The sequence below is a fragment of the Cardinium endosymbiont of Philonthus spinipes genome (genome assembly GCF_964030745.1).
Taxonomy (GTDB): Bacteria; Bacteroidota; Bacteroidia; order Cytophagales; family Amoebophilaceae; genus Cardinium.
Genome location: NZ_OZ034918.1, coordinates 260,871 through 272,284, shown reverse-complemented (window position 1 = coordinate 272,284; position 11,414 = coordinate 260,871). Strand labels below are relative to the sequence as shown.

The window sequence follows — 11,414 nt, the reverse complement described above, 5'->3', positions numbered from 1 at the left end:
ATATGAAGTTTAAAAGAAACAGGGCACAATCCACTCAATTTTCTGGTATTATTGCCAGTCTTTCCTCCCCAGAGGTTATTTTATCTCGTTCATCGGGGGAAGTGACCCTTCCAGAAACCATTAATTATAGAACCCATAAGCCTGAAACCAAAGGGTTGTTTTGTGAGCGTATATTTGGCCCTGTAAAAGACTGGGAGTGCCATTGTGGTAAATACAAAGGCATTCGCTATAAAGGCATTGTATGCGATAGGTGTGGTGTTGAAATTACAGAAAAGAAACAGCGTAGGCAACGGGTGGGCCACATTGAATTGGTAGTACCAGTCACGCATATTTGGTACTTTAGAGTGCTCCCTAGCAAGATTAGTTATTTGCTCGGTATACCTACTAAAAAAGTGGAGCAGATTGTATACTATGAGCGTTATGTAGTGATTCAACCTGGTATTAAAAAAGAAGATGGTATAGCTGCCATGGATCTTCTCTCCGAGGATGAGTACTTGGATATTCTAGATCAGTTACCCGAAGACAATCAATTACTCAGCAATTCAGATCCAAATAAATTTATTGCACTCATTGGCTCAGAAGCTATTGAACGTGCATTAAAGGGGCTGGACTTAGAAAAGCTTTCAGTTGAATTAAGAGAACAACTACTCACCGATGCTTCTCAACAACGTCGACTAGAAATTGTTAAAAGGTTAAAAATTGTAGAAGGATTTAGAGATGTCCATAAGAAAGTAGAAAATCGTCCAGAATGGATGGTGATGCGTATATTGCCTGTTATTCCTCCTGAACTGCGTCCTCTTTTCTCATTGGGCGGTGGTAAGTTCGCTACTTCTGACTTAAATGACCTTTATAGAAGGGTTATTATTAGAAACAATAGACTCAAAAGATTGTTAGATATCAAGGCTCCTCAGATCATCATACGTAATGAAATGCGTATGTTGCAGGAAGCTGTCGATTCTTTATTTGATAATTCCCGTAAGGTAAATTCTGTTGCTTCGGAGGGTATTCGGCCATTAAAATCCCTTTCCGATATGTTGAAAGGTAAGCAAGGCCGTTTTAGGCAGAATTTGCTCGGTAAACGTGTGGATTATTCCGGTAGATCTGTTATTGTGGTGGGGCCTGAGTTGCGGTTACACGAGTGCGGGTTGCCTAAAGAGATGGCCGTTGAGTTATTTATGCCCTTTATCATACGTAGGCTTATAGAGCGTGGTGTAGCAGAAACTGTAAAAGTTGCTAAAAGGTTAATAGAAGAAAAAGATCCGGTTATTTGGGATGTATTGGAGAATGTACTCAAAGGCCATCCCGTATTGCTCAACCGTGCACCAACCCTACACCGATTAGGTATACAAGCCTTTCAACCTAAGTTGATTGAAGGTAAAGCCATTCAACTACACCCTTTGGTTTGTACTGCTTTCAATGCCGATTTTGATGGGGATCAAATGGCTGTTCACGTTCCGCTTGGGCAGGAGGCCATTGCCGAAGCCTCATTACTGATGTTGGCATCCTACAATGTATTGAATCCCTCCAATGGCATTCCTATTACCATTCCATCTCGTGATATGATTTTAGGATTGCATTACCTCACCAAAGGCAGGCGTAGTACGCCCGATCATTTTGTATTAGGGGAGGGGATGTCTTTTTATGCGCCTGAGGAAGTATTGATTGCATTGGCACATGAAAAGGTTTCTAAACATGCTTACATCAAACTTCGACTTCCTACTACGCATGCAGATGGTAGGGTCGAGCATGCGTTTATAGAAACGACAGTTGGTAGAGTATTGTTCAATGAATATTGTCCAACTGGAATGGCCTTTGTGAACGAAACCCTTAATGTGCGGAATATGCAGCGCATTGTAACAGATATGTACAGTAAATTTGGTACAGTTGTTACCGTCGAGTTTTTAGATAATATTAAAGCTTTAGGGTTCAATACTGCATTCAAGGCAGGGATGACCATTGGGCTAGATGATGTAAAGATACCTGATAATAAACATGAACTCATTGCCCAAGCTACCACAGAGGTAGAGTCCATTTGGGGCAATTATATGTTGGGGTTGATAACCGATAATGAAAGATACAACCAAGTTATCGACGTTTGGACCAGAACCAATACACGTATTACCAACCAACTCATGGAACAGTTGGAGCAAGATCAAGACGCCTTTAATTCCGTTTACATGATGATGATTTCTGGTGCAAGGGGATCCCGCGAACAGGTGCGTCAGTTGGGTGGTATGAAAGGATTAATTGGTAGGCCTCAAAAAAGCACACAAGGTGCTGTAGGCGAAATTATTGAGCATCCTATTATTTCTAACTTCCAAGAGGGGTTGAATGTGATTGAATATTTTATTGCTACGCATGGTGCTAGAAAGGGATTGGCTGATACTGCTTTGAAAACAGCAGATGCAGGTTACCTAACCAGAAGGTTGGTAGATGTAGCTCAAGACTTAACCGTTATTGAAGAAGATTGCGCTACCCTTAAGGGTATTAGTGTTACTGCGGTGAAAGTTGAAAATAGAGTGGTTGAATCCCTTGCAGAACGTATTCTAGGGCGTGTGGTTGTAGAGGATGTTTTGGATCCTCAAACAGGTGCATTGCTGGTTGCGCGTGGCCAGGCAATTGATGAGCAAATTGCTGCTAATATTGAAAAGGTTGGCCTTGAAGAAGTATTGGTACGTTCTGTATTGACATGTGATTTATCTCAAGGAGTTTGTGTAAAATGTTATGGTCGAAACTTAGCCACAGGCAATATGGTATCTGTTGGTGAAGCAGTGGGGGTTATTGCTGCACAATCCATTGGTCAGCCTGGTACACAGCTTACCATGAGAACCTTCCATGTAGGAGGTATTGCCTCTAACGTCACCGTTGATGCTAAGGTCAAAGCCAAATATGCAGGTGTGGTAAATTTTGAAGACCTGATCGTTACCAGCTATGTGGATGCAAATGGTCAGCCAGTAGAAGTGGTCATGAGTCGCTCTGCTGAGTTGCAGATCTTAGATGTTGATACAAGAAAAGTATTAATTAGCAGCCACTTACCATATGGTTCTCATCTTAAGGTAAAAAATAATCAAATTATAAGTTACGATCAAGAGCTTTACCATTGGGATCCTTATAATGTGGTGTTATTGGCTACACAAGATGGTATGGTGAACTTCCTAGGCCTTGAGGAGGGTATTACCTATCAAGAAGAGTTTGATGAACAAACTGGTCGTAAAGCAAAGGTCATGATTGAATCTAGAGATAAGACCAAACATCCAAGTGTAGTTTTATGTGATGATGCCGGTGTGACCATTGCCTCCTATACCCTTCCTATTAAAGCACAGTTAGCCGTAGAAGTAGGAGACAAAGTGCATAAAGGAGAAGTACTTGCTAGGGTTCCCCGTATTATCAATCAATCTCGAGATATTACTGGTGGTTTGCCACGTGTAGTTGAGCTTTTTGAGGCAAGGAAGCCTGCCAATACTGCCTTTATTAGTGAGTTGAGTGGGGTGGTAACCTATGGGGGTATTAAAAGAGGCAATAGAGAAATTTTTATTGAATCTAAAGAAGGCATACAGGTCAAATATATGATCCCATTGTCTAAACATATTCTGGTTCAAGATAACGACTATGTTAAAGTAGGAGAGGTGATCACAGATGGTGCAGTAGCTGCTGCTGATCTGTTGGTTACAAAAGGTCCATTGGTTGCTCAGGAGTATATCATGAATGAGTTGCAAAACGTATACCGTTTACAAGGCGAGAAAATCAATAACAAACATATTGAAATCATCATCAAGCAGATGATGCGTAAAGTAGAGGTAACTGATCCAGGAGATACCGCCCTGTTGCATGGACAAATCATTGATAAAGTCAAATTCTTTGAGGAGAATGACAGAATTCGTGATAAGTCTATTGTGTTAGCACCCGGAGATTCTAAACTATTTAAACAGGGGCAATTTGTTTCTTCTAGTAGGTTGCAACAAGAGAACGAGAAACTTAAGGCACAAGGGTTGGTACCTGTAGAAGCAAAGCCGATAGAATTAGCTGTTGCTCAGCCAAAATTGCAAGGTATTACACAAATCTCCTTGGCTACAGAAAGCTTCTTATCTGCAGCTTCTTTCCAAGAAACAGCTAAGGTATTGAGTGATGCAGGTATTAGCGCCAAGTATGATAAGCTAAAAGGATTGAAAGAGAATATTATTGTAGGTCATTTGATTCCTGCTGGAACTGGTATGCGCCGCTATGAAAAATTGGTCGTAACTGCTAAAAAAGAGTACGATGCTTTGGTCTCTGCTAAAGTTGCTGCAACAGCAGGATAGATGAATGGGTGATACTTGAACAGAAGTGAGATATTTTTCTTTTTCATTTAATCTTACGAGTTTTATTATCCATAATGCTATTATATAGTATCTATTCACGTCACTGGTTAATAAGGAATTTTATTCCACTTTTTCCTTGATAAAAAAGTGGCCAAAAAATCAAGCCCTCGGCAAAAAGTTCCGGAACCCACCCCTTACAGATGGAAAAACAGAAGTCGCCCGCTGCGCGGGCTTCAAAGGAATCTGTTTTTCCTAATCATCTGCAAGGGGTGGCTTCTATTTCGAAACTTTTTACAGGGGCATTGTATTACTATGGCCATAGTGTTGAACAGATACATTATATAGGATTATGGATAAGTTTAACAACTTACCCACAATCCTACATAATCTGCTATAATTTTATATTTTTATAAATCACTTTTTGTAGCGTTTCTGTTGAAACTTCACACCTCCCAGTAGTTTTAAGTATATATATTTGGAAATAGATTTACTTTTTTGTAAGTAGTAGGTGAGTGGGTAGGCGGATATTTTGAATACATTACACAAATGAAGTTAATAATTATAAATGCTTAGGCTATTGTATTAAATAATATTGCTTACTGTTTGTGATGAATTGCAGCATGATGAAGCGTTTATACTGTGAAAAAAAACAGCTATCTTAGGTTAGTCTTATTGAGTGAGCTATTGGTTTTTGCCTTCTTAACGTCTTGTGCTCATGCCAGGAAAGAGCTACGTCATAACGACCCTCCTCAGGAAACCCTAACTCTGCAGGTATTAGAAGATAGGCAGGTCAATGAAGAAACAGAAACAGGCGTAAACTTAAGGGATAGGTTTGGTCAATTTGGCCAATATTGCACATGGAGTACTGTGAAAAGCATTACAAAGGTGATTGCAGTGGGCATAATAGCTTATGGTGTTTGGGAGTTGGCAACCTATGTGGCGATTAGTCTAAATAACTCAAGGGCAAAAGCTACACCAAGGCCTTCTAGATGTGGCTAGGCAGATTCTACAATGGCTATGCTGCCATAATCATTAAACGATAGGGTCGCCATTGGCTAAATAGCTGCTAATTTTTTAAAAAACTAGCTATTGCTGCTAATTTTTCATCTGATTCCCGTTCTGCATCGTGAGAAGAAATATAGCCAGGGTAGCTATCAAATTTTGTTTTAATAGTGGATACATGCCGCTTCCAACTACTCCCTTTGGTTCTATGTAATGGGATTAGTTTAGCATGTAGGTGGTCTACGCCATACCCTTCAAAGACAAGGGCTGTTCGCCCAACAGTTGGAAATCTACTGACCAATAGATTAGATACCTGTTTAGCTGCTTCCATTAAGTTATTGATCTCTTCTGATGGATGGTCAAAAATATAGCTAGTCAAGTGGTGCTTGGGGATCACCACTGTAAACCCTTCTGTATTAGGAAATATCGATAAAAAAGCCATATAGCCTCTATCTTCCCATATCTTATGACACGGTGCTAGCCCCATTACGATCTGACAAAAGATACATTCTTGTGTGGATAGATTTGTAGGTGTTTGCATGGCACTTTAGGCATGTTATGCTTGCTGGAATCTTTTCTAACCATCTTAGTCCATTAAATTTAGCCAACAAATTTAAACAAACCAAGGCTAGTGCAATAGCGCGTGGTCAAATTTCTGTATTAGCAACGACAAACAGTAGGGATGCCAAAGCCTGTTTTACAAGAAATCTATTGATTATCCTGCTTGTAGGTAGCATTTTGAATAGAGATTTGTTGTGCGAGCATTTTAGCAATTGTATGAAAAGGCATAATGGGTTTAGCTGGCATGGTACCCAAATCACCATGTTGACAAATCATGGAAAGTAGCGGAATTTGGCCTAAAAAAGGTATGGATGCTTGTTCTGCTAACCGTTTGCCTCCATCCTTTCCAAAAATATAATGAGGCTTGCTTCCATTTTTTTGTTCTGTTAGAAAGTAGGACATATTTTCGATCAACCCTAAGATTGGTACCCTGATCTGCTCTTTTCTAAACATGGCAATTGCCTTTGTAGCATCGATTAATGCGATTTTTTGCGGTGTAGTAACCACTATAGCGCCTGTAATGGAAACTGTTTGCACCAATGTAAGGTGAATATCACTGGTTCCGGGGGGAAGATCGATGAGTAAATAGTCTAATGTACCCCAATCCGTATCTTGTAATAATTGTTTAAAAGCCGCACTGGCCATAGGCCCACGCCATACAATCGCCTCCTGCATATTGGATAAAAATCCAATGGAAAGCAATTGCACGTTGTAACGGTTTATAGGAATGATATGGTTCTTGCCATCTCGTTTCATCACAGTTGGTCTACTGGTTACACAACCCCACATGGTGGGAATAGAGGGGCCAAATATATCTGCATCTAAAAGTCCTACATGCGCACCACTGTTGGATAGTGCAAGCGCCAAATGGGTCGCAATGGTAGATTTTCCAACACCACCCTTTCCAGAAGCAATCGCAATGATGTTTTTAACACCAGGTAGCACGGAGGAGGAAGAACGCCCCGAAGTAACTTTTGCTGTGAAGGTAATGACAATCTCAAACTCATCCATTACTGCTGCATGAATCGCTTGTATACAAGCCCGTTTGATCACTTCTTGCAACGGACACGCTGGAGTAGTCAATATAATGGTAAAAGAAATAGTGGTGCCATCTATATGCAGCTTATCAATCATGCCTAAAGACACAAGATCTTTCTTTAAATCAGGATCATCTACCTTACGTAAAGCTTCTAATACCTTTGTTTTTACGTTGTTCATGCTTGCTTGTTGGGGTTCACTAGATCCATTTGGTGCTGATGATAAATAGGCGAATGGCACCATATTCCTAACCAATAAACTCTCTAAAATAAGATAAAATTTATAAAATTTTTATAAATTGGGCCCATTGGGGTCCATGCAATCGATCAAACGCTATACCTGCATCTTTGATTACATCCAGATTACAAAAATTGTACCTATTGTTTAATAGAAATTATATCACTATATACAATTGTTAAGGAAAAATAAGTTTTAAATGTAAGACTTATTCTATATTTTTTGATTTTATTTCTCTAATCTTTATGCGTATGCAGCCAAGAAAAGTTGGGTTTATAGTTTTTGTATGCTTGTTTTTTGTATTCCTCTTTTTTTTTAGATCTATTTCTAGTACCCTTGCCTTAGGGGTAGATTTTATAGAAAAAGCCCATTTTAATGAAGATGGATCTGGTCAATTTAGCATTGAAGTAGATTTAACCAAGACCAGTAAATTGATTTCGGTGATTAAATATTTAAATAAAGACTATAAATCTGAAGGTATCACTAAATCTATTGGGTATAAAGCTTTTAGTAAAGCTCAAGAGCGTTTTGAGAAAATAGCTGATATCAGCCAGGTCTCTGTGAGTTATAATGAAAAGATGCTTAATTTTCAGCTAGCCTTTAGATTTAATACCATTCAAGCGCTCAATAAAGCCATACGAAAAATTAACAAAGGCTTGGACCCTTCTAAAATAACCTATTTTAGCCTTGATGATGGACTCTTTGTTCGTCAGGATGTCAATGGTGTTGCACAAAAAATACTCTTTTATCAACAATATGATAATTGCTTGATTAAAAGTTTAGATTTGGCTTCCTTTTTTAAGGAAACCACCTATACGACCATCTATACCTTCGATAAAGAAATTGAAAGTTTTAGCAATCCTCTGAGTGAGCTCACCAAGGATAAAAAAGCTGTACGCATTACCCACTATGTCTTCGCACCTGATCAAATAGAAGAGTCTATAGGGAATCGCGTTCACTATGTGAAATAAATGTTTAAAATAAATGTTATGCAAACCAAATATAGCCATTTAGAAGAAAGAATAGAGACTTTAAAAGACTGTCTTTGACTATGCTGGTAAAACCAGTCAACTTCAGCTACTAGAAGAAGCAGTTGCAGCCCCTTCATTTTGGTCTAATCCAGCGCAGGCCCAGCAAACCATTCAACAAATTAAATGCTTAAAAGAAGTCATTGATCAATTCAATAGGCTACAGGAACAGTGGGAAGAGCTGCTGTTATTAGAAGTCTTATTTTCAGAGGACACAGGGCTGCAAGATGAGTTAGAGCTTGTATCATCATCTCTTGTTACCTTATTAGAGGAAGTTGAATTAAAAAAAATGTTGAATGGCCAAGAGGATCATTTAGATGCTATTATAGATATAAAGCCGGGTGCAGGTGGCACAGAAAGCCAAGATTGGGCCTATATGCTGGTTCGTATGTATACTATGTGGGCCACCAAAAAAGGTTATATGGTTAAAACGATACACTATCAACCAGGAGATAGTGCCGGCATCAAGGCTGTTACATTAGAGATAATTGGCCCCTATGCGTATGGATATATAAAAGCGGAAGTGGGTATTCATCGTTTGGTTCGGCTCTCTCCTTTTGATGCTGCAGGCAAACGGCATACTTCGTTTGCTTCTATATATGCAGCGCCTGTGATCGATGATTCCATAAAAATTGAAATAAGCCCTGCAGATTTAAGCTGGGATACTTTTCGATCTGGTGGAGCTGGAGGTCAAAATGTCAATAAAGTAGAGACAGCTGTTCGTGTCAAGCATATTCCCTCTGGCACTGTGGTAGAGTGTCAACAAGAGCGTTCTCAACTACAAAATAGGGATAAAGCCTTGCAATTGCTTAAATCTAAACTCTATCAACAAGAATTAGAAAAGAGAAGAGCTAAACAGCAACAAATAGAACAGAGCAAAAAAAAGATTGAGTTTGGCGCTCAGATTAGGAGTTATGTATTGCATCCTTATAAAACTATTAAAGATAATCGAACTGGATATGAGCGAAAAGATGTAGAAAATGTTCTAGATGGAGATCTGGATGGGTTTATAAAAGCGTATTTATTACAACTATAGTGGACTGAAGCATTCGGACAAAAAAGTGATAATTTGTTTCTGTATATTTTAGCTTAACCATGTTACAATAGAGTTATCAAAATGGGCAGAAAAAGATTAGAAGTTGTAGCTCGGAAGAAAAGACTAAAATAGTTTTAGCTTTACTAAAAGAAGATTCAACGATTTTATTCTAGTATTAAATATCAAAAACCTATGCATCTCTATCTTGAATATTTATAAAGTATCCATTCACGCCTCTGGCTGGCCGCCTTATCTCCTTCGATAAAAAGTCTGGCCCGATAGTAAATAGCTGAATCGATACATTTTTCAGCGGGAAAATCGTGAACTCAGCCCGCAAGCGGGCTTCAAACAGACGATTTTCTAATCCGCTGAAAAATATATCGCTCAGGTGTTAGTGTTTTACTAGAGCGCCATTTTTTTATCGAAGGAGACGCGGGGGCTGGTAATGGACTAGCCACTTGCTTTTTCAGCCAAACGTAGCGTATGCGTTTAACGCTATGTCCATAGTAGAAAAATGGTATCCTTTCAGGGGTGTGGTTTTTAGGCAATAATATTTTGGAGTTGTTTGAAAGGATTTAGGTTTTGTTGTCTCCAGGTTAGGTACAAAGAGATGATTCGCTCTACGAATCTATTGCCCCGTTCGGATTGCGTAAAGTAGCAGTTTTTACGATATAGGACGTAATGCCTGATTTGTCTTTCGGCCAAGTTATTAGTCAGGGGAATGTTTAGTGGATCTTTGCAAAATTTCCACAGCATAGGCTCTGCTCTCATGATATTTCTGGCTACTCGATTAGCCTGGACCGCCCCTGGTGTGCTAGCAATAGCTTTTAGGCCATACCAGATCCGTTTACGCAATTTTCTAATGCGTCTTAAAAAGGTAAACAGCTCTATAGTATCTTTGGCAAAGGCTCGATGTAAGGAAAATAGTTCACTAGCCATCTTTTTTAAATAAAAACCCAATACTTTAACGCCACTATGGCAACTATGAGCAAATCTTTCAAAATCTCTGGCTAAGTGTGACCAACAGAGTTGCCGATGGGTAGGTGGAAAGTAATTGTAGGCCGCATATCTATCACTAACAATAATCTGTTTCTTAGGTTTTAATCCACTACTTTCTAAAATTTTCTTACTTCTGGATTTTGTTAGTTTAAGGAGGGTAACCATAGGATTAGTAAAAATCCAGCACCAACCTAGTTTACCACTATTAAAATGACCAGTTTCGTCTATATGTAGTACCTGACTTGCTCTAATGGCTGCTTCTATTGATTGGTAGGCTGATTGACACTTAGAGGCTACCCTTCCTTCGCTATTAGAGATGCTACCAAGACTGATATCAAGGTTAAAAATATCTTTTAATATATGGCGAACTTCCTGCTTCGAGTTTTTATAAAAGCCTGTTAGGGAACTAATCACTGATTTAATTCTAGGACCAAAGGTATCTGAGGTAACACCTTGAGGAAGAGAAGCAGTATGGCGTTTGCCACATTGTCTGCAACGTCCATGGTGCACATGATAATTGATTACATGTGGCTTGATCTCCGGAATATCTATTTTTTGATGAATATAAGGCTTGGCAGCCATCGATACATGACCACCACAGGAACATGAATCTGAAATAGATAACTCAATAACTTCATCTGCTAACAGCTTGGTACGGGTAGTACCTGGATGGCCAGGTTGACCGCCTCTGTTACGTGTGCTTTTTACTTTATTACGCTTGATCTTATATAATTCCTTGGAACTAGGAATCGAGGAAGTTTTAGAGGTGAGACCTAACTTGTCTTTTAATTTGCAATTTTCTTCACTTAAAGATTTATTGGCGGCCGATAGAGAGGTAATAACTTCTTTTAAAGAACTATTGTTAGCGGTTAATACGGCAATCTCTCCACGCAATGCGGCATTATCTGCCTCTAGCACGCTAATACTCGATTTGAGAAGGCTAATTTCTGATTGTAAGGAAATAACTATCGAGGATAAAGAATCCATCTCTTTGATGTGGAATGAAACTAAAGAAAACTAAACTTAAAAAGTTATTTGAGATTTTGCAACCCTAAAAAACCACACCGCTGAATCGTTACGAAAAATGCCCCTGTAAAAAGTTGGGAAATAGGCCTCATCCCTTGCAGATGATTAGGAAAAACAGATTCCTTTGAAGCCCGCGCAGCGGGCGACTTCTGTTTTTCCATCTGTAAGGGATGAGGTCCCCAACTTTTT

General features: G+C 39.2%; 10 protein-coding genes. 5 read left to right on the top strand and 5 right to left on the bottom strand.

The genetic code is table 11. The features are described from left to right. Positions 1–2: 2 nt before the first annotated feature. The 3 genes from rpoC to AAHM81_RS01070 all read left to right on the top strand — a co-directional run bounded on the left by rpoC (position 3) and on the right by AAHM81_RS01070 (position 5,297). Positions 3–4,298 (top strand): DNA-directed RNA polymerase subunit beta', encoded by a 4,296-nt coding sequence (gene rpoC, locus AAHM81_RS01080; protein ID WP_342265523.1) that lies wholly within the window; start codon positions 3–5, stop codon positions 4,296–4,298. Positions 4,299–4,498: 200 nt separating this feature from the next. Then, on the top strand, positions 4,499–4,711 hold the full coding sequence (locus tag AAHM81_RS01075) for a hypothetical protein (protein ID WP_342265522.1): 213 nt from the start codon (positions 4,499–4,501) through the stop codon (positions 4,709–4,711). 226 nt (positions 4,712–4,937) lie between these two features. Continuing rightward, a complete protein-coding gene (locus tag AAHM81_RS01070) occupies positions 4,938–5,297 on the top strand; it encodes a hypothetical protein (RefSeq protein ID WP_342265521.1) in 360 nt (119 codons plus the stop codon). A gap of 67 nt (positions 5,298–5,364) precedes the next feature. On the opposite strand, the gene AAHM81_RS01065 is transcribed toward AAHM81_RS01070, so the two are convergent. Together AAHM81_RS01065 and AAHM81_RS01060 are read right to left on the bottom strand one after the other, a co-directional pair. After that, complete coding sequence (locus AAHM81_RS01065; protein WP_342265520.1) at positions 5,365–5,841, bottom strand: HIT family protein; 477 nt, start codon at positions 5,839–5,841, stop codon at positions 5,365–5,367. Positions 5,842–6,008: 167 nt separating this feature from the next. Further along, positions 6,009–7,079, bottom strand: coding sequence for an Mrp/NBP35 family ATP-binding protein (locus tag AAHM81_RS01060; RefSeq protein ID WP_342265767.1), 1,071 nt, complete (start codon positions 7,077–7,079; stop codon positions 6,009–6,011). 308 nt (positions 7,080–7,387) lie between these two features. Between AAHM81_RS01060 and AAHM81_RS01055 the strand changes: the two genes are divergently transcribed. Both AAHM81_RS01055 and prfB read left to right on the top strand, forming a co-directional pair. Further along, on the top strand, positions 7,388–8,107 hold the full coding sequence (locus tag AAHM81_RS01055; protein WP_342265519.1) for a hypothetical protein: 720 nt from the start codon (positions 7,388–7,390) through the stop codon (positions 8,105–8,107). An 18-nt stretch (positions 8,108–8,125) separates the two neighbouring features. After that, positions 8,126–9,200 (top strand): peptide chain release factor 2 gene (gene prfB, locus AAHM81_RS01050; protein WP_342265518.1). Its coding sequence is split into 2 segments (ribosomal slippage): positions 8,126–8,182 and positions 8,184–9,200, totalling 1,074 coding nucleotides; the frame shifts between segments, so codons are not numbered across the junction. Between the two features lie 344 nt (positions 9,201–9,544). Here the strand turns inward: prfB and AAHM81_RS01045 are convergent. From AAHM81_RS01045 to AAHM81_RS01035, 3 genes are read right to left on the bottom strand one after another with little or no spacing between them, the layout of a single operon-like run. After that, a complete protein-coding gene (locus AAHM81_RS01045) occupies positions 9,545–9,748 on the bottom strand; it encodes a hypothetical protein (RefSeq protein ID WP_342265517.1) in 204 nt (67 codons plus the stop codon). Continuing rightward, on the bottom strand, positions 9,741–11,186 hold the full coding sequence (gene tnpC / locus AAHM81_RS01040) for an IS66 family transposase (RefSeq protein WP_342265360.1): 1,446 nt from the start codon (positions 11,184–11,186) through the stop codon (positions 9,741–9,743). Before tnpC ends, AAHM81_RS01045 begins: the two co-directional genes overlap by 8 nt. Positions 11,187–11,230: 44 nt before the next feature. Beyond that, positions 11,231–11,386, bottom strand: a complete 156-nt coding sequence (locus AAHM81_RS01035; protein WP_342265256.1) for a hypothetical protein — start codon at positions 11,384–11,386, stop codon at positions 11,231–11,233. Between the last annotated feature and the right edge of the window lie 28 nt (positions 11,387–11,414).

What these genes read in the sequence shown, in the direction of transcription:
- AAHM81_RS01055 (WP_342265519.1), top strand. Translation starts at nt 7,388, where the DNA reads ATGCAGCCAAGAAAAGTTGGGTTTATAGTTTTTGTATGCTTGTTTTTT.
- AAHM81_RS01075 (WP_342265522.1), top strand. Translation starts at nt 4,499, where the DNA reads ATGGAAAAACAGAAGTCGCCCGCTGCGCGGGCTTCAAAGGAATCTGTT.
- AAHM81_RS01060 (WP_342265767.1), bottom strand. Translation starts at nt 7,079, where the DNA reads ATGAACAACGTAAAAACAAAGGTATTAGAAGCTTTACGTAAGGTAGAT.
- rpoC (WP_342265523.1), top strand. Translation starts at nt 3, where the DNA reads ATGAAGTTTAAAAGAAACAGGGCACAATCCACTCAATTTTCTGGTATT.
- AAHM81_RS01035 (WP_342265256.1), bottom strand. Translation starts at nt 11,386, where the DNA reads ATGGAAAAACAGAAGTCGCCCGCTGCGCGGGCTTCAAAGGAATCTGTT.
- AAHM81_RS01065 (WP_342265520.1), bottom strand. Translation starts at nt 5,841, where the DNA reads ATGCAAACACCTACAAATCTATCCACACAAGAATGTATCTTTTGTCAG.
- tnpC (WP_342265360.1), bottom strand. Translation starts at nt 11,186, where the DNA reads ATGGATTCTTTATCCTCGATAGTTATTTCCTTACAATCAGAAATTAGC.